The organism is Verrucosispora sp. SN26_14.1 (genome assembly GCF_004307965.1).
Taxonomy (GTDB): Bacteria; Actinomycetota; Actinomycetes; order Mycobacteriales; family Micromonosporaceae; genus Micromonospora.
Map to the genome: position 1 here is coordinate 1 of NZ_SISL01000011.1, position 17,122 is coordinate 17,122.

Below are 17,122 nucleotides of genomic sequence, written 5' to 3' on the forward strand. Positions count from 1 at the left end.
TCGTCGGCAGCGTCCGATGTGTATACGAGCCAGGCCACGATGGCCCGGGCCAGGGGATGCTCGCTGTCCGCCTCCACCGCCGCCGCGATGGCGAGTACGTCCCGCGCGCCGTCACCGGCCCCGTCCGCTGCGGGGTACCCGCTCGTGGCGGCGACGTCGGTGACCACGTGTTCGCCCCGGGTCAGCGTGCCGGTCTTGTCGAACAGCACGGTGTCCACCGTGCGCATCCGCTCCAGCGCCAACCGGTCCTTGACCAGGATGCCACCCTTCGCGGCGACCGCCGTGGAGAGGGCGACCACCAGCGGGATGGCCAGGCCGAGCGCGTGCGGGCAGGCGATGACCAGCACCGTCACCGTACGCACGACCGCCTGGTCCAGGTTGCCGAGCACCGTCCACACCAGCAGGGTGACCAGGGCGGTGGCGGTGGCGACGAAGAACAGCCAGGCGGCGAAGCGGTCCGCCAGCACCTGCGCCCGTCCGCCGGACTGCTGGGCCTGCGCCACCAGTCGTTGGATGCCGGCCAGTGCGGTGTCGTCGCCGACCGCGTCGACCCGTACCCGCAGGGCCGCGTCGGTGGCAACCGTGCCCGCCACCACCCGGTCGCCGGACGAGCGGGACACCGGCCGGGACTCCCCGGTGATCATGGACTCGTCCATCTCGGCCGCGCCGTCGACGACCTGCCCGTCCGCCGGCACCCGACCGCCCGGCCGGACCAGGACCAGATCACCGACGCGCAGGTCGGCCACGGAGACCGCCTGCGGTCGGCCGTGCGGGTCGAGGCGTTCCGCGTCGTCGGGCAGCAACGCGGCAAGCGCCGACAGGGCGCCACGGGCCTGGCCGATCGCCTTCATCTCCTGCCAGTGCCCGAGCAGCATGATGGTGACCAGCGCGGCCAGTTCCCACCAGAAGTCCAGGTCGAACGCGCCGAACGCGGTGGCCAGCGACGCCACGTACGCGACCGTGATCGCCATGGCGATCAGCAGCATCATTCCGGGGGCGCGGTCACGGACCTCGCGGACCGCGCCCTGGAGGAAGGGCCAGCCGCCGTAGCCGAAGACCACCGTGCCGAGGACCGGTCCCACCAGGTCGACGCCGGGGAAGTCCAGCCGGTAGCCGAACCAGTCCATCACCATGGGGCTGGTGAACACGACGGGCACGGTCAGGGCCAGGCTCAGCCAGAACTTCCGGCGGAACGCCTCCGGATCGTGCCCGGCGTGCGGATCGTGCCCGGCGTGTTTGTCGTGCCCGCCGTCGTGGTGACGGCCGTGCTGAGGCATCCGACGGCTCGCGTCAGCGGGAGGCGTCGGGGTGCCCCGGCATGCTGGAACCGCCGCCACTGCTGCCCGAGGAACCGCCCGTCATCCCCGACCCGTTGTCTTCGGTGACCAGGTCCGGCCGTACGTCGGTGTCGGCCGGCGCGGGCACCTCGGTATCCGCTTCGACCTGGACCAGTGGCACCTGACCGGCTTCGTCCTCGGCGTGGTCCGGATCGACCGGCTGCTCGCCGTCCCGCGCTCTGAAGCTCACGGTCGCCTCCTGTCGTGCGGTGTCTGCACCGCGACGTCGCTTTTCCGGTGGCGGGGAATGTCAGCCCTGTCGGGCCTTCTGGCGCGGGTCCTTCTTGTTGACCACGACGACCTTGCCCCGACGGCGGACCACGATCGAGTTCATCTTCCGCGTCAACGACCGCAACGAACTCCTGACCTTCATCGCCCCTCCCGTCCCCAGCGGGTGACCGCACGCGGTGCCGCGTGCCGTGCGACCCGTCTACCCGTACCTGCGGACACCACACGCGGTATGCGGGCCCGGCGGGGCCGCGACCGGCCGCAGGATTCGATGCGGCCGGGGTCCGTCTCGCGGCGGCCCTGGCCGCTTTCGGCGCGGGCCGCGCGATCGTCGGCCAGGGTGATCGGGTCACAGACCTTCTTTGCCGGTCGCCCAGTACGGCTTCGTGACGATGGCCCTCCGCGTCAGTACCTGGCGCCGAAGCAGGTGTGTGCGGTGCCGTTGCAGGGACTGCGCATGGCCGAGCAGCAGGGCGCCGTCGATGCCGTCGAGAGTGCCGGCGTCGATCGCCCTCTCCAGCCAGTGCTCCATCGCGTCGCCCGGCAGCGGGCCGGCGGGGACGAAGTGGTGGTGGGGCCATCGCTGTGCGAGTGCCGCGACGGCGGCCGGCGGGACCTCGACGGCCACGAGGTGGCCGGTGCGGTCGTGGGTGTGGGCGTCGATCGTGCCGAGGGCGGAGCTGTCACCGAGGTGGAGCCGCCGGGTGCCGGGCAGCCGCAAGGGTATGTGCCGGCCCGCCAGGATCGTGGTCTCGGCGCCTGCGCGGAGATTCTTCGCCCAGGTGGTGCCCGGTCCGTTGGCGCGGGTGGCGACGAGGAGACCGATGCGGTCGGCATGGTCCGGGTCGACGGTGCGGATGTTGTACCGGCGGCTGCGCGTGGGGGTGACGCGGAACTGGAGTTCCTGGGTGGGGTGCCAGCCACCAGGTGGTGGGTCGGCACGCAGGCGCACGTCGAGAAAGCCGGGAAAGGGCTCGGTGACGCCTTCGACGCGGCCGGTACGCCCGAGCAGCGCTTCGGCGATGGCTCCCAGGACGGCTGGTGCTGTGGGCATGGCTCTCTCGTGCTCTCTGTCGAGTGGTGGCGTCGGACCGACGCTCGACAAAAACTAAACGGTTCAGTTCAGTAGGGCAAGACTGAACGGTATAGTTCACTTGGGTGGACACAACGATGACGAGGAGCGAGGTCAGTGGACGCAGGTCAGGCCGAGAAGCCGGTGCGGGAGAGGGCGGCGGCCAAACGGAAGGCGGTCCTCGCGGCGGCGCGCGAGCTGTTCGTCCGGCAGGGCGTCGACCGGGTGAGCATGGACGCCGTCGCGGCCGAGGCAAAGGTCTCCAAGGCCACCGTCTACGACTACTTCGGCGACAAGCGGCGTCTCTTCCTGGCCATCCTCGCGGACGCCTCCGACTCGCTGCTGGCCTCCGCCCATCACGCCTTCGACGAGCACCTCGCCGCCGAGGTGCCGATCACCACGGTCGCCCGACTCGAAGAGGCCCTGACCGCACTGCTCGTCGACTTCGGCACGACGATGGTCGGGTCCGCCGACTACGCCGCCGCCTTCGCCCTCGCCGCCCAGGAGCGCCTGCGTACCCCCACCGCCAGCGACGACGTGTCGACCGACATGGCCGAGGAGTTGATGGCGGAGTACGTCGCCGGCTTCGCCGAGGCCGGCCTGCTGGAGACCGACGACCCGCGTCTGGCCACCGAGCACCTCTTCGCGCTGACCGTCCTGTTGGCCTACAACCAGCAGCCCGACCCGGCCCGCGTCGATCCCGACCGGGTCAGAAAGACCATGATCGACGGCGTACGCGCCTTCATCCGCGCCTACGGCGCGCGTTGATCTCCGTCCGCCCTCCCCGGCTCGCGCGACGCGCGCCCTGCCCGGCTCACGCGGCGCGGCGCTCGTCGACCGGGCGGCGGCGTAGGGCGGGTTCGATCAGGGCCGGCGGCACGTATGCCTGGTCGAGTCGGGTGACGTCGGTGCCGGGCGGGACGATCTCGTCGATCCGGTCGAGGACGTCGTCGGAGAGCGCGACGTCGACGCCGTCGAGCAGGCCGTCGAGCTGGTCCAGGGTGCGGGCACCCAGCAGCGCGCTGGTCACGCCCGGGTGCGCGATGGCGAAGGCCATGGCGAGGTGGGTCAGCGGCACGCCGACCTCCTCGGCGAGCGGGACGAGCCGTTCGACGACGTCGATCCGGCGTACGTCGGTGAGGTGGCGGAAGAGGTGGGCCCGCCGCAGGTCGTTCTGCTCGCCCTTGCGTACCCGGCCGGTGAGCATCCCCTGGCCGAGCGGGCCCCAGACCAACGTGCCCATCCCGTAGCGCTGGGCGGTCGGCAGCACCTCGTTCTCGATGCCACGGTTGAGGATCGAGTACGGCGACTGCTCGGTGCGGAACCGTGCCAGTCCGCGTCGTTCGGCGATCGTCTGCGCCTCGACGATGTCACCGGCCGGGGTGTTGGACGATCCGATCGCCCGCACCTTTCCGGCGCGGATCAGGTCGGTGAGCGCGGAGAGCGTCTCCTCGATGTCGGTGTCCGGGTCCAGCCGGTGCACCTGGTACAGGTCGATGTGGTCGGTGCGCAGGCGGCGCAGGGAGTCCTCGATCGCGGTCATGATCCAGCGTCGGGACGTGCCCTGCTGGTTGGGGTCGGTGCCCGTCGGCCGACTGAACTTGGTGGCCAGGACGACGGTGTCCCGCCGCCCCACGAGCGCCCGGCCGACGACCTCCTCCGAGTCGCCGTACGCGTCGGAGGTGTCGATGAGGTTGACGCCGGCGTCGAGTGCCTTGTGGATCACCCGGACCGAGTCCTGCGGGTCGGGGTTGCCGACCTGGGTGGCGAACATCAGCGCGCCGAGCGCGTACGGACTGACCTTGATGCCGGTCCGGCCCAGGGAGCGGTAGTGCATGATCGTCTCCTCGCGGTATTGTCAGGTAAAGCGGAATGGTTTTCCGGAACTATACGGAACAGCTTTCCGGAACAGCAAGGGGGTTGATGTGTCGGAGGCTGGTCCACAGGCGGTCGGGCGGGTGCCGCGCCGGAAGCGCACCGACGCGCAGCGCAACGTCGACGCGCTGCTCGACGCGGCGAAGACGGTCTTCGGCACCGCCGGCGTGGACGCGCCCGCGAAGGAGATCACCGATCTGGCCGGCGTCGGGGTCGGCACGCTCTACCGGCACTTTCCCCAGCGCTCCGACCTGATCAAAGCGGTGATCGAGCGGGAGATCGACGCCTGCGCCGACGCGGGCCCGGCGCTGGCCGCCGCACACGAGCCGCTGGCCGCCCTCGCCGGGTGGCTCGACCGCCTCGCCGCGCTCGTCGCGACCAAACGAGGCTTCGCCGCGGCGTTGCACTCCGGCAATCCGGCGTACGACGGCCTCTCCGGCTATCTGATGGAGAAGCTGGGCCTGCCCCTCGAATCCCTGCTCGACAGCGCGACGGCGGCCGGCGAGATCCGGGCCGAGGTCAGCCCGCAGGACCTGATCTATGCGGTCGCGAAGCTGTGCGCGCCGATGCCGGACGAGGAGCCCGACTACGCGCGTCGCATGGTCGCGCTCCTGGTCAACGGCCTACGGTCCGGTGACGTGCAGCGCTGAGACCACGGGGAAAGGGCCTTCGTCAGAGCGGGGAGCAGACGTCGTTGCGCCATGCCCAGGCGGCGATCTCGACGCGGTTGCGAACGGCGAGCTTGCGCTGCACGTTGGCCAGGTGCGTCTTGACCGTCGACAGCGTCACGAAGAGCCGTCCGGCGATCTCGTCGTTGGTGTTCCCGTGCGCCACGAGCCGGACCACGGCGAGTTCGCGTTCGGTGAGCGGCTCGGTGGGGGGCGCCTCCGGCGTCTCGGGTTCGTCCCCTCGGCGCGGTGCCAGGTGCGACAGCAGACGTACGGTCACCGCCGGGGAGATCAGCGAGGTCCCGGCGGCGGCGGCGCGTACCGCCTCCACCAGCAGGTTGGGTGACGTGTCCTTGAGCAGGAACCCGCAGGCGCCGTTGCGGAGCGCCCGGTACACGTACTCGTCTAGGTCGAAGGTGGTCACGATGAGGACGTTCAGCGGGTTCCGGACACCCGGACCGGCCAGCAGCCGGGTCGCTTCGAGGCCGTCGAGCTTCGGCATTCGGATGTCGAGCAGGCACACGTCGGGGCGGAGCCGGCGGGCCTGGTCCACGGCGGCCTCGCCGTCCGCCGCCTCGGCCACCACCTCGATGTCCGGCTGGGTGGTGAGGATCATGCGGAACGCCGTACGGATCATGTCCTGGTCGTCGGCGAGCAGAAGTCGGATCGTCATCTGAGCTCCTTCACGGCTGTTCCGGATGCTGCCCGGCGCAGCTCCGATCGCCATCGACCCGTCGCAGGGCGGTCGGTGATCGGCAGGACGGCGGTGACCCGCCAACCTGACTCGACCGACCCGGCCGAGAGGTCACCGCCTGCGGCGCGTACCCGCTCGCCGAGGCCGGTCAGGCCGAAGCCGCCAGCCGGTAGCGGCGACACGGTCGGACGGCCGTCGTTCTCGACCATCACCTCGGCGTGATCGGGTCGATCGGGGTGGACCCGGACCCGGATGTCGATCCGGGTCGTTCCGCTGGTGTGGCGCAACACGTTCGTCAGGGCCTCCAGGACGGTATGGTGCGCCGCGTCGAGGCTGGCCGGGGGCCACGGCCGGTCGGACAGCGCCTCGTCGACCGAGACCGTCGGCGGGGGATGTCCAGGCGTCAGGGTGCCGACGACCTCGGTGAGCATCTCGTCCAGACCGGCATGCGCGGTCGCGGTGGCGGGTGTCTCGTCGCGCAGGATGCCGACGAGCTTGCGCATCGAGGTGAGGGCCTGCCCGCCGGCTTGTTCGACGCCGGCCAGCAACTCGTCCAGATCCTCGGCCGACGGCGCGGCACCGGAACTCGTGACGAATCGGATGGCACGCGTCTGCGCGACGATCGCGGTCACGTGATGGGCGACGTAGTCGTGCAGGTCGCGGGCGTGGTCCATGCGCTCCGCCTGCCGGGCCAGCCGGTCGAGGTCGGCCCGGCGGCGCTCCAGCAGGCGCAGATAGAGGCCGAGCAGCGCCAGGAACAGCACCCAGGCGGTCAGCGCGACGACGAGCACGTCGCCGTACTGCGACATCGTTCCCGCGTTGACCGGATGGAGCAGGACCCGGGTCGGCAGCACGGCGATCGCGAGGATCGCCAGGGCGGCCGGACCCGCCGCGCGCCGGAGCGGATGCTGCATGACCAGGCGGATCACCGCCACCGAGAGCACGGCGAGTTCCACGATGCCGAAGGTGTGCTCCGGGCGGAGCGTCGGCACGAGCCCGAAGGCGGCCGAGACCGCGAGAGAGACCGCCGCCGCCACGGCGAGGGCGATCGGGCGGGCCTCGGCGAGCAGCACCACGGCGACCGCGAGCAGCCCGCTGACGATCAGGCCGAGCGTGGCGGGCAGGGTGGGGCCGTCCAGCCCTTCGAGGACGACGAGGACCGCCGCCACGGCGGCGAGCAGACCCGCCGTCACCCGCTGTGACCTGCGAGGGCCCGGAAAGATAACGAACACGGAAGGCCACGGTACGACACCGGCGTGCAGGCGGCGTAGTTCTTTCGGCCGACTCCCCGCCGGATCGCTCGGCAACACGGCCGAGGTGTGCGCCCGCCCCGGCAACGCACGATCGACACCGCACCGAACAGACGAGCGGAGAAGATCGTGGCAACGACAGTGCAGGCCGAGGGCCTGCGAGTGAGAACCGGCCGGTACGTGGCCGTCGACGGCGTCGACCTGGACCTGGGTCCCGGCGTCCACGGGCTGCTCGGCCCGAACGGCGCCGGCAAGACCACCCTGATCCGGGCGCTGGCCACCGTGCTGCCCCCGTACGCGGGTCGGCTCCGGTTGCGGGGACAGTCGATGGATTCGCGGCCCGACCTGCGGGCGGTGCGGCGTGGCCTGGGCTACCTGCCCCAGGAGTTCGGCTACTACCCGCGCTTCACCGTGTCCGAGTTCGTCGAGTACATGGCGTGGACCAAGGACGTACCCGGCGGCCGACGTCGCCGTGCCGTACGCCACGCGATCGAGCGGGTCGGTCTGACCGACCGGGCCGACTCCCGGATGAAGGCGCTCTCCGGTGGCATGCTGCGACGCGCCGGCATCGCCCAGGCGATCGTGAACGAGCCGGACCTGCTGCTGCTCGACGAGCCGACCGTGGGCCTCGACCCGCAGCAGCGGCTCGACTTCCGGGCCCTGCTGCGTGACCTCGGCGAACGCTCCTGCGTCGTCGTCTCGACCCACCTCGTCGAGGATGTGGCCGCCGCCTGCACCAGCGTCGTACTCGCCGACGCCGGCCGGATCGTGTTCCACGGCACGCCGGACGACATCGCGGCGGCCGGCGGTCCCGGCGACGCCGGGGACAGCCCGATCGAACGCGGCTACTCGGCGCTGATCGGGCGGCACCGCGCCGGACTGGTGGTGGCGCCGTGAACCGCATCCTCCGGATCGAGCTACGCCGTTCCGACGCGCTTCTCGCGGGTGCCGTGACCGCCGCGCTCGGCGTGGCGGGACTCTATGTGCTCGCGTTCACCGGGCAGACCGCCCTCTGGGACCAGCAGTGGAACCTCCTCGCCGTCTTCCAGCGCATCATGCTGGTGATTCTCTGGCCGCTGGCGCTGGCGGCCGGCGCCTGGCAGGCCGGCCGGGACCGACGCCACCGGATCGAGGAACTGCTCGGCACCACACCGGCTCCCCGCTGGCGGCGCACCGGCCCGTTCGCCGTGGTCACGGCGGCCTGCCTCGCTGCCGGTTTCCTGCTCGTGCTGCTCGGCGGGGCACCGAAGGTCGCCGCCACCGCCGGGTACCCGGGCACCGGTTGGCCGGCGGTGACGCTGGTCGGCGTACTGGCCCTGGTCGCCGCCGGGTGGCTCGGCCTCGGCGTGGGCCGGTTGCTGCCGTTCGCGTACACCCCTGCGGTCCTGGGTGTGGGTGGTCTCGCCGGACTTCTCGCGGCGATCGAGCTGACCCGGCCCAGCGAGGCCACGGACCCCGGCGCGGCCCTCCTGCTGCCCTTCTTCACCAGCACGATCTCCGAGTTCGAGATGGTCGCCAGCGCGGTGAGCGCGGGCCAGGCCTGGTGGTTCGGTGGGTTGGCCGCCGGGGGACTGGTGCTGTTCCTCGTGAGGAACCCGCTGGTACGGCTGCTCGCCGTCGTCCCGCCGGCACTCGGCCTGGCGCTCGCCGCGCCGATGCTGACCGTCCCGCTGGAGGAGGCGTTCCCGGTCGACCCGGCCGCAGTCGCCGAGGTCTGCACCACCGACGACGGGCCACGGGTCTGCGTCACCGCCGCCCACAGCCGGGAGCTGCCCGCTCTCGTCGCACCGGCCCGGGAAGCACTGCGCATGATGGCCACGCTGCCGGACGCGCCGACCTCGGTCCACGAGGCGGCACCCGGCCGCGACCGCCCACAGCCAGCTTCCGAGGCGTGGGTGGACACCGACAACCTCGGTGCCACCGACGATCCCGCCGAGCTGACCGCCCGCATCCTGGCCGGTGCCGGTACGCCGCTCTGCGTCCGCGCCGACGACGACGCGTACCTCGACGTGCTGCGCGCCCGCTCCGTGGCGGCGGCCTGGCTGCACGGCACTCACCCGGTGCCCGGTCAGAGCCTCTTCGGGGACGAACAGGCCGTGCGGGAGCAGATGTGGCAGACCTTCACCGCGCTCCCCGCCGACGAGCAGCTACGCCGGATCGCCGCCGTCCGCGCTGCCGGCCTGACCTGCGGTGACCAGGCAGCCGCCCTCGGCATCGGCGCCGACCGATGACGGCGACGCTGCTGTTCCTGCGCTCCCGTGAGGTGCCGGGCGGGCTGCTGTTCGCGGTGCCGGCGATGGCCCTTCTCGCCTGGTTCGGCGCCATCCAGACCCACCCCAGCCACGCCGTGACGACCGCCGCCCTCGCCCTGGCACTGGGCGTGGCCGTCCTCGGGTACGGCCTCGGCGGGCCGGACGGCACCCTGGACGCGACCGCCGCGATCCGCTGGGCCCCGCGCCGAGCGGCACACCTGGCCGCCATCTTCGTGGTCGCGTCCGCCGTGGTGACGGCCGTGACGACGGCGCCGGTCGGCATCGTCCTGCGGGACGCGGCGGGCTTCGTCGGGCTAGCCGCCCTGGCGGTGGTGGTGTTCGGGCGGCGACTGGCCTGGACGCTGCCGGTGGTCACGGGCTGCGTGTCCGCCGCCATCCCGGCCGTCCCGGAACCATTCGCGCTGTACCTGCTCACCTGGGCGGGCCAGCCGTCGGACAGTGTCGCGGCCACGGTGACCGCAGGGGTTCTCGCGGTGATCGGTGTGAGCGCCTACGTGATCCGTGGTCCCCGCCTGATCAGCCCGGTCAGCTGACCCCGTTCCGCCCGTGGTCCGTCGCTCGGCGCCCGTGGTCCGGCGGGTCGCCGGTCGATGGGCTGTTCGCTGGGAGATCCGCGGCGCAGCGCATACTCGACCGGTGTCCTCCCAGCAGCACAAGAAGATGCGGCAGCGGTATGTGAGTATCGGCAGCGGGGAGCTCGTTTCCGTCGTGGTGTTCGCCGTGGTGGCATGGCGGGTCACACCACGATTCGCAGACCCGACGGATGTACGCGCTCTGTGGTCCGCGCTCGTTCCGCTCCTGCTGATCCTGATTCAGGGCGGGGCGTACTGGCTGCTCGCGCGTCGCTGGATCGGGACGGGCCACATGCCGCGCGGGCTCGCGGCGGTGTATCGCGTATTTCGCGTGGTCGATGTGGCCATCCTCGCCGGCGGTCTGGTCGGGGTGCTCGTATGGTTCCCGGACTCCCTCGCCATGAGCGCCCTGGTGGTCGGAATCTGGCTGTTCGGTGTGCTCGAGTATGTGAACTACTTCGTGGTGAGGCTGAGCTACCCGCTGCGCACCTGGTTGTCGCAGGTCGCCCGAGGACGATCACCACGGCTCGTCCAGGACCTGCGCCGCAGCCGGCAGCGGCCTGCGGTGCACTATCAAGGCAGCACTGACTGAGGACGCGTCCCCGCGGTGGTGGTCCCCTCCGGTCCGTCTCGACTTCCCGACGCCAACCGGGTCCGCCCGGGGACGTGCGGTCGGTGTGTGATCCGCTGGTCGCGGTGCCAGCGCTGATCACCCCAGGAGCTTCCTGCGGTACGCTGACAGCCGCCGCCGAGCGGCGTTGATCGTCCGGCCCTCGTAGCTCAGGGGATAGAGCATCGGTTTCCTAAGACGACGCTCTATCTGTACCCGGAGGCTGACTACCTGCGGTTTTCTATTTTGTTTTCGTGGTATTGGGTCGCACATGCGCATGGCTGTGCTCGCTTGCCGAAGATCAGCAGAACGGGCGTAAGCCCTGCTCAGGCCGTGCCTCGGTCGGATTGACCCGTCCTTGCCGAGATCCGGTGAAGGTGCCGTGCCGCGTCAGTTTACGGTGCCGTGAGAGCGTGGGCCAGCAGCGTGGCGAGTTTGGCTGTGCGGGCTGGGTGGATGCGTCGGGTGGTGAGGTCGCCGGGGAGGGCGAGGTCGTCGGCGCGGCCTGTCACCACGGCCTGTCGCGGGTGCTGCTGGGGCACCGGAAGCCGGATCCGACCACGCGGGCGCCGCCGTGGCGGCGCGCACGCGGCGTCACATCCCCCGGAAGAGGGCCGAGGGCGCGGGCAGGTGCTCAGAAACCGATCAGGAACATCAGACCAGCGACGATCAGCCCGGCCTCCACGAGGCCGACGAACAACCGGTCGCTGATCCGCCCCACCGTCCTGCGGCCCGCCCACGCGCCCAGCAGCGCCGCGGGCGTGAGCGCCCGCCTGAACAGCAGTACTCTGCCGTCGAGCAAAGCGCCCGCGCCGTACGCAGCGATCTTCGCGCCGTGCATAGCCAGCGCGCTGGCCGCTTCGGTGCCGATGTAGGTGGCACGGGTCAACCCGTACGCCAGGAAAATGGCGCCGTCAGCGGGCCCACCGAGCCGAGCAGCGCTGCGGCCGGGATGCCTGCCGAGTCGCTCGCTCCCTGAATCGCGGGCGCCAGCCGCGTCGCCGGACGAAGAACGTCGATCGGCGAGGGCCGCGCTCCACAGCAGGTGGAGCAATGCGTGTCGTCAAGTTCCTGCACCCGCACGGCGTGCAGCTCGGCCCAATTATTCGACCCCGTTGAGCAAGACCGGCCGAGGCTAACCACCCGCGCTGATGGCTTTGCCGGTTCAATGCTGGCCGGGATGAACGGACCACCGTGAGAACGGCAGGGCATGCGGCCGAGGCCATTATCACGGGGTTTCGGCTTGCCTGCGCATTTTCTTCATTCCGTTGTATGCGCACGACGTGCTGCAATACTGGCGGCGTTTGTCGCGCGCCCGAAACGCCGTTGCGCAGTTCCGGCAGGCGATCAGCAGCGGCAAGGGTCGGCTCTTCTCAAAGAAGCGCGGGCTGCAGTAGAGTTGCCTTGCGCTCTTTGCGATGAACTCGTTGCCACATGTCTTGCACGGCGGGCGGCTGAAGGCGCGGTTCCGGCGCGCGGGGCGATAGCACTTGGTGCTGCAGTAAATCTTGTTGCGGTCAGGCGACCTGAAGGTGGTCGAACATGTGGGGCAGGTCGATTCGCGGCTGCGCATTCCCTCGGTCCTGCATTTGTGATTACAGAACCGTCTCCCGAGACCGTGTTTGGCCAGCAGTGGTGCGCCGCAGTTGTCACATACCTTCGACCAGAAGACGGGCTCGGCGGTCGCCGGACCCAAAATCTCCTCGTCCTCGGGGTGCACGGCAATGTGTGCAGCCCATGCTCCGGGGTTCGCCCGGTAGAAGTCCAGCAGGTAGTTGATGGCGCTGCCAATTGCGGTGACGGAGTCGCCGAGCGCGCCGATGCCGGCGTTGCATCGGGCGCAGATGAGGCCGCGGAAGCGCCCTGTTTCATGGCAGTGGTCGATCGCCCATCCCTTTTCCAGAGTACTGGGATCCTGACCGCATACCGGGCAGAGCCCTCCGAGTTGCCGCGTCATTCGATCGAAGTCCTCGAGTGTGAGACCGAACTTCGCCAGCGCTTCCGCTCGTTTGCGGATGGTCACGCAGGGACGGCAGTAGCTTGACTTGGCGCTGAAGTCGCTGCGAAGGTCGCCGCATCGGGCGCACGTCCTAGTTTTCACGGGCGCTGCTCTCGAGGTAGGCGCGGGCTCTGAGCAAGGTGGCGAGCGAGTCGCCCAGGAGCCCGATGCCGGTGTTGTGAGCCCCGCAGACCAATCCGCGGAACAATCCGGATTCGTGACAATGGTCGACCACGAGCACACCCCGTACGGGCGGTTGCCGACAAATGGCGCAGACTCCTGCCTGCTTCTCCAGTGCCTCTTCGTACTGCTCGAGGGAGACGCCGTACTTGCGCGCTACCGTTTGCAGGGCGTCGTAGGGCCTTCGGTACTTGCGGGTGCAGTCCTTGCAGCGCCGGTCTCTCCCGTCCGGCTGATGCCGATCGCGATAAAAACAGGACGTGTCCTTGGCCTCTGTGCACGTCATGCAGATCTTGACTGCCGGGCTGGTCTCCACGTCCTGGTTCTAGCAGCACGGTCCGACAAGTTCACCGCCACCGGTCCTCTCCCGTCGTCGAGAGGCCGTGGCGATCGCGGAGCGGTTGGCCGCCATCAAGGTCGGGCGATCGGCTGCCGCGCCGCTACGCGGTTTGCCACCGCATGATGTGGACCAGCCACGGAACAGGCACGTGCCGTCAATGGGGCGATCACGGCCTCTACACCTGGCCGGCGTTCATGGCCTTCAACACGGTCGCCGGATGAGGCGGCACCAAGCCGGTAATGCACGCGATTAGGCTTGGAAAACCGTTGCGCGCCTACGATCACGGTCAGGGCGAGTTCGGACTTCGTCGGATTCGGGAGCGGCGGAGCGAGGAAGCGGTGCCCGGTGTCGCCGTCGCGGGAAGCTGGCTGGGGCGGGACACGATGATCACATCGATGATGTCGTCCCGTTCCAGGAGCGCTGCGGTCGTGATGTCGTGTTCCTGGTTGGAGGCCGAGGCATCGTAGATGAACACGATGAGCTTCGTGTAGGTGCCGCGCTCGCGCAGATAGGCGATGGAGTCCTCGAGGATCTCCTTCTCGACCTTCTTGAAATCGGTGGCGGAGCGTACGTACTTGATCTCGATGAGTATGCCGAGGCGCGGGATGCCGAAGTCCGCGCGGTAGGAGCTGTGACCGAGTCGCGGCAACGGCTCTTCATCGACGAGGTCGCTGAACACGGATCGGAGCATGATCCAGACGATGTCCTGGACCTCGCGTTCGGAGTTGACCTCCCAGCGGATCGGGTGCCGGACGTCGTCCGGATCGTCCCAGCGCCAGCGCTTCATCGCGGCGGGGAACCGGCGCAGCACGATGCCGACGTGGCTGCGGGTGAGGACCGTGCTGTCGATGCTGGCGTCGATGATCCGGCCGGCTGCGGCGCGCACCAGGGCCGCATCGCAGGTGGATAGGTCGGCGATGTCGGTGCGCAGGAGGCCGGTGAGGATCCGGCGCTGGATCAGCTGCAGATCGGCGGCTGGATCGGCAAGTCGCGCTGTGCTGGCGATCGACATCCAGTGCACCATGCAGAGTTCCGGCAGGTTCTTGACACCGGCCAACCCGCCGAGCGGCGCCGGCTCATCGGTCAGGACGGCCAGAGAGTGCCGACGCGCGAGGTCGGTGCGGGGGTCGTCGGCGCGGAACCTGGAGTCGTGCAGGACATCCAGGAGCCAGCTGTGAAACGCCAGCAACGCGTCCCGGGCGACGAGCGCGGCGAGCGTGATGCCCAGCAACTGCCGTCGGTCAGTCACGAAGGTCGTTCGATCGGCTGGGAACGGGTCGCGACGCATCAGGTCGCGCAGACCGTCCACCAGGCGTTCGTTCATACCGAGGTCGCGGTGATCCCTGAAGTCGTGCAGGGCGAACCCGAGGACGGCGAGCCCCGGGGCGTGGCGCAGCCTGTCGGTGTGTTGGTTGAGCCATTGCGCGGTCAGCGGGTTCACCTCCCAGGCGAACGAGACGTCGACGCTGCTCAGGAAGTGGTGGGCGAAGAGCCCGTCGAGGTCCCCAGGCTTGTTGGCGTAGCCAAGGTGCGAGTCGAGAGCCGCCATCTGGTCGGCGAGTTGCGCGACGACGACCGTTTGCGCATCAGGCCCCTGGCCCGTCATAGGAACCACCTGCTGGTCCGGAACGCCGTGCGCAGGATGTCGGCGTTCCAGTTGCGGACGTGCCGGAGCTGGCCGAGCAGGGACGCGATCAAATCGGAGTACATAATCGTGACCGGGGACCTCGACGGGTAGAACCGGCGCCATGACATCGCGGTGAACCGGAACGCCTGACCGGCCAGGTATTCGATGTCGGTGAACGTCGACGCACGGTGCAGCTTGAGCAGCAGTGGTCGGGGCAGCCCGTGGGTGGGCCGCTTGATGTCGTACGGCCCGGAGACGGTGAGTAGCACCTCGCAGGAGCTGATCGTCACGGCGTGCCCACGCTGGGGGACGTAGCGCCCTTTCGGCTGGCGGCGCCCCGAGGGCATTGCGGCGTTGCCGACACCCTGGGCGGCGGTGTCGAACAGGTACCAGTCATGCTCGTCGCTGACGTGCACGAACGCGAACTGCACGGCACGGAACTCGGCGAGCAGCCCGGAGACGAGGTCCTTCACGGCCTCGGCCTCGGTGTCCTTGAGCGGTTTGAAGACGTGGAAGATCAGCCGGATCGCGTCGTCGGGCCGCCAAGCGTTGCGGCTCTTCACCTCGTCGATGCAGACCCGCAAGGCGCGCAGGAGTTCATCGGGGTACCTGTCGTAGTCGGCCTCGCGGGACATGTTGGACAGCAGGTAGTTGCCGTCGGCGCTGAAGACAGTAGTGATACCGACGACCCGCTCGGGTGCGCTGAACCGGCTCGGCTTGATGTGCGCGCTGCCGATGCCGATCACCAGCTCATGCATGATCGTGCCCGGTGCTGCGATCACGAACGGGATCCCGCCCAACTTCGCGTAACACTGCAGCGCCATGCTGTCGAGCGGATACGCGATATCGCCGCGTCCGATCGTCTCGTACTGGATCTCCTGGACGGGGACGCCCTGGCCCATCAGCGTGGACTTCGCCACGAGGTACGGGCTGTCGTCCCCTTGCAGGTCCTGCTGCGCCTCGCTGGTGATCACGATCGCCAGATGCGGCTTCTCGTCGCGGTCGAGTGCGGCGAGACACGCGTCGCGGTACGCGGTCACATCGCGGGGACCGGTGGCGTCAAATGCCTCAATGCGGATATCACAGTCCGTGAGGCGGTACTTGCGGGCGAAGCCCTCCGTGAACACCTTGGCGTTCGGGACGCCGCGCCGGAACTGATTCATGAAGACCTCGACGCTGCCCTGATATGGGCGTGGCGTCATGACGAGGATCCGCGGCCGGCGAGGCGAGAACGACTCCGAGTCGAACGGACCCAGCCGCGTCAGCCCCCGCTGCGCCGACTTGTCGGTCTTGCCGCCACCCGGGTCGAAGACGAAGGTCGGCTCCGCGAATGGCGTCGACCGCACCTGACCGCCACTGCTTCCGGTCGAGCCACTTCCCAGCGGCACCCCGATCTCGACCTCGACATCCGCGGCGATCCGCAGCGGCCCGCCTCGTGCGAGCCGCCTGGCCAGCGAGGTGATCCGTCCGAGGCGCCCCTCGGCCCCGGTCAGAGCGAACGCCTCCTCCTCGAGCCGCTCCAGCAGCGGCCCCTGGCGCCCACCGGTAAGGAAGGCGACGACGTCCTGGAAGGTGTCGAGGCGCCCCTCCAGCCACGCCTCGCCGGCACCGACCTCCGATACTGCGGGGGCGTCACGTAGCTGCAACCGCCCGGCGCGTACCGACTCGACCGCCCCAACCAGCTTGCGGTAGGCGCACTCGTCGAGATGCGGGTTGTACGGCACCTCACCGGTCTGGGCGAGCACGTACCGGCCCTCGACGCCGAACCCGCGGTCGAGCAGATCCTGCACGGTGAGGTCGAACTCGTACCTGGTCTTCAGGCCTACGACGATGCCCATCCTCGCCGACGGGCCGCTGGCCCGGGCATCGAGACGGTACTGCGGGAACACGTGCACACCCGCGAGCGCCTCCCGCTGGTCGCCCGCGCACTGAGCGAGCAGGTCCTGCTGGCGGTACCGGGAGACGAAGCCGGGCTGCTTGAACGAGCGCAGTTTGTATCCCATCCCGATGATCTCGTTGATCAAGGCCTCGCGCACCAGGCGCATGGTGAGATGGCGGAAGTCGCTGATCGGGAACTTCTGTGCGGTGCCGACGGGCAGGCTTTCTGCGGTGAGCGGCACGCATACAATCTGATTGCCCTCGCGGGCCACCACGTGCGTCCTCTGCAACTCGGTACGGAGCCCGTCAAGCCGCTCCCTCGAGTCGAACGGGACAACGCCCGCGTGGAACGCCTGTCCGTGGAACCGGACCGGCAGGAAGTTCGCCACCAGACTCGGCGCCGCCCGTTGGGGCGGGGCGGGCACTCCACGCACTGCCTCGACCACCTTCCTCCTCCACTTGCTGCGGCTACGCTCGCGTTCATCCTCGGCCCGGGCGGAGCGCACCTGGCCGGACAAC

The 17,122-nt window shown here is 69.8% G+C and carries 18 protein-coding genes; 6 read left to right on the top strand and 12 right to left on the bottom strand.

Annotated features, from left to right (window positions below):
• From EYA84_RS02425 to EYA84_RS02440, 4 genes are all read right to left on the bottom strand, one after another.
• Positions 1-1,277, bottom strand: a 1,277-nt coding sequence (locus EYA84_RS02425) for an HAD-IC family P-type ATPase (RefSeq protein WP_131051344.1), incomplete at its 3' end; no start/stop codon positions are given.
• 13 nt (positions 1,278-1,290) lie between these two features.
• Positions 1,291-1,527, bottom strand: a complete 237-nt coding sequence (locus tag EYA84_RS02430; RefSeq protein WP_131051345.1) for a preprotein translocase YidC — start codon at positions 1,525-1,527, stop codon at positions 1,291-1,293.
• A 60-nt stretch (positions 1,528-1,587) separates the two neighbouring features.
• Positions 1,588-1,710: a 50S ribosomal protein L36 gene (locus tag EYA84_RS02435; RefSeq protein WP_131051346.1), complete on the bottom strand. Its 123-nt coding sequence runs from the start codon at positions 1,708-1,710 to the stop codon at positions 1,588-1,590.
• A 204-nt stretch (positions 1,711-1,914) separates the two neighbouring features.
• On the bottom strand, positions 1,915-2,619 hold the full coding sequence (locus EYA84_RS02440; RefSeq protein WP_131051347.1) for a hypothetical protein: 705 nt from the start codon (positions 2,617-2,619) through the stop codon (positions 1,915-1,917).
• 135 nt (positions 2,620-2,754) lie between these two features.
• Between EYA84_RS02440 and EYA84_RS02445 the strand changes: the two genes are divergently transcribed.
• Complete coding sequence (locus tag EYA84_RS02445) at positions 2,755-3,405, top strand: TetR/AcrR family transcriptional regulator (RefSeq protein ID WP_131051348.1); 651 nt, start codon at positions 2,755-2,757, stop codon at positions 3,403-3,405.
• 46 nt (positions 3,406-3,451) lie between these two features.
• Here EYA84_RS02445 and EYA84_RS02450 read toward each other — a convergent pair whose 3' ends face one another.
• Complete coding sequence (locus EYA84_RS02450; RefSeq protein WP_131051349.1) at positions 3,452-4,474, bottom strand: aldo/keto reductase; 1,023 nt, start codon at positions 4,472-4,474, stop codon at positions 3,452-3,454.
• A 121-nt stretch (positions 4,475-4,595) separates the two neighbouring features.
• Here EYA84_RS02450 and EYA84_RS02455 point away from each other — a divergent pair, with 121 nt between their 5' ends.
• Positions 4,596-5,162, top strand: coding sequence for a TetR/AcrR family transcriptional regulator (locus tag EYA84_RS02455; protein WP_236145564.1), 567 nt, complete (start codon positions 4,596-4,598; stop codon positions 5,160-5,162).
• 22 nt (positions 5,163-5,184) lie between these two features.
• Here the strand turns inward: EYA84_RS02455 and EYA84_RS02460 are convergent, their stop codons facing one another.
• Together EYA84_RS02460 and EYA84_RS02465 are read right to left on the bottom strand one after the other, a co-directional pair.
• The gene (locus EYA84_RS02460; protein ID WP_131051351.1) at positions 5,185-5,853 is read right to left on the bottom strand and encodes a response regulator transcription factor; all 669 of its coding nucleotides are present in this window, start codon (positions 5,851-5,853) and stop codon (positions 5,185-5,187) included.
• Positions 5,850-7,067, bottom strand: a complete 1,218-nt coding sequence (locus EYA84_RS02465) for a sensor histidine kinase (RefSeq protein WP_131051352.1) — start codon at positions 7,065-7,067, stop codon at positions 5,850-5,852. Before EYA84_RS02465 ends, EYA84_RS02460 begins: the two co-directional genes overlap by 4 nt.
• Before the next feature lie 186 nt (positions 7,068-7,253).
• Between EYA84_RS02465 and EYA84_RS02470 the strand changes: the two genes are divergently transcribed.
• The 4 genes from EYA84_RS02470 to EYA84_RS02485 all read left to right on the top strand — a co-directional run bounded on the left by EYA84_RS02470 (position 7,254) and on the right by EYA84_RS02485 (position 10,561).
• On the top strand, positions 7,254-8,021 hold the full coding sequence (locus tag EYA84_RS02470; RefSeq protein WP_131051353.1) for an ABC transporter ATP-binding protein: 768 nt from the start codon (positions 7,254-7,256) through the stop codon (positions 8,019-8,021).
• On the top strand, positions 8,018-9,355 hold the full coding sequence (locus EYA84_RS02475) for a hypothetical protein (protein ID WP_131051354.1): 1,338 nt from the start codon (positions 8,018-8,020) through the stop codon (positions 9,353-9,355). The genes EYA84_RS02470 and EYA84_RS02475 overlap by 4 nt, the downstream gene beginning before the upstream one ends.
• Positions 9,352-9,930 (top strand): hypothetical protein, encoded by a 579-nt coding sequence (locus tag EYA84_RS02480; protein WP_131051355.1) that lies wholly within the window; start codon positions 9,352-9,354, stop codon positions 9,928-9,930. Before EYA84_RS02475 ends, EYA84_RS02480 begins: the two co-directional genes overlap by 4 nt.
• A gap of 103 nt (positions 9,931-10,033) precedes the next feature.
• Positions 10,034-10,561, top strand: coding sequence for a hypothetical protein (locus tag EYA84_RS02485; protein ID WP_201272274.1), 528 nt, complete (start codon positions 10,034-10,036; stop codon positions 10,559-10,561).
• A gap of 652 nt (positions 10,562-11,213) precedes the next feature.
• Here EYA84_RS02485 and EYA84_RS02490 read toward each other — a convergent pair.
• The 5 genes from EYA84_RS02490 to EYA84_RS02510 all read right to left on the bottom strand — a co-directional run bounded on the left by EYA84_RS02490 (position 11,214) and on the right by EYA84_RS02510 (position 17,049).
• A complete protein-coding gene (locus EYA84_RS02490; protein WP_236145565.1) occupies positions 11,214-11,633 on the bottom strand; it encodes a hypothetical protein in 420 nt (139 codons plus the stop codon).
• A 174-nt stretch (positions 11,634-11,807) separates the two neighbouring features.
• On the bottom strand, positions 11,808-12,602 hold the full coding sequence (locus EYA84_RS02495) for an endonuclease VII domain-containing protein (protein ID WP_131051356.1): 795 nt from the start codon (positions 12,600-12,602) through the stop codon (positions 11,808-11,810).
• Between the two features lie 67 nt (positions 12,603-12,669).
• Complete coding sequence (locus EYA84_RS02500) at positions 12,670-13,074, bottom strand: endonuclease VII domain-containing protein (RefSeq protein WP_131051357.1); 405 nt, start codon at positions 13,072-13,074, stop codon at positions 12,670-12,672.
• A gap of 310 nt (positions 13,075-13,384) precedes the next feature.
• Positions 13,385-14,704 (bottom strand): hypothetical protein, encoded by a 1,320-nt coding sequence (locus EYA84_RS02505; RefSeq protein WP_131051358.1) that lies wholly within the window; start codon positions 14,702-14,704, stop codon positions 13,385-13,387.
• Complete coding sequence (locus EYA84_RS02510; protein WP_162520276.1) at positions 14,701-17,049, bottom strand: Piwi domain-containing protein; 2,349 nt, start codon at positions 17,047-17,049, stop codon at positions 14,701-14,703. The genes EYA84_RS02505 and EYA84_RS02510 overlap by 4 nt, the downstream gene beginning before the upstream one ends.
• Positions 17,050-17,122: the final 73 nt, after the last annotated feature.

Bases quoted from the DNA above. Each gene is read 5' to 3' on its own strand.
- EYA84_RS02435 (WP_131051346.1), bottom strand. From the start codon at position 1,710: ATGAAGGTCAGGAGTTCGTTGCGGTCGTTGACGCGGAAGATGAACTCG.
- EYA84_RS02440 (WP_131051347.1), bottom strand. From the start codon at position 2,619: ATGCCCACAGCACCAGCCGTCCTGGGAGCCATCGCCGAAGCGCTGCTC.
- EYA84_RS02450 (WP_131051349.1), bottom strand. From the start codon at position 4,474: ATGCACTACCGCTCCCTGGGCCGGACCGGCATCAAGGTCAGTCCGTAC.
- EYA84_RS02460 (WP_131051351.1), bottom strand. From the start codon at position 5,853: ATGACGATCCGACTTCTGCTCGCCGACGACCAGGACATGATCCGTACG.
- EYA84_RS02480 (WP_131051355.1), top strand. From the start codon at position 9,352: ATGACGGCGACGCTGCTGTTCCTGCGCTCCCGTGAGGTGCCGGGCGGG.
- EYA84_RS02505 (WP_131051358.1), bottom strand. From the start codon at position 14,704: ATGACGGGCCAGGGGCCTGATGCGCAAACGGTCGTCGTCGCGCAACTC.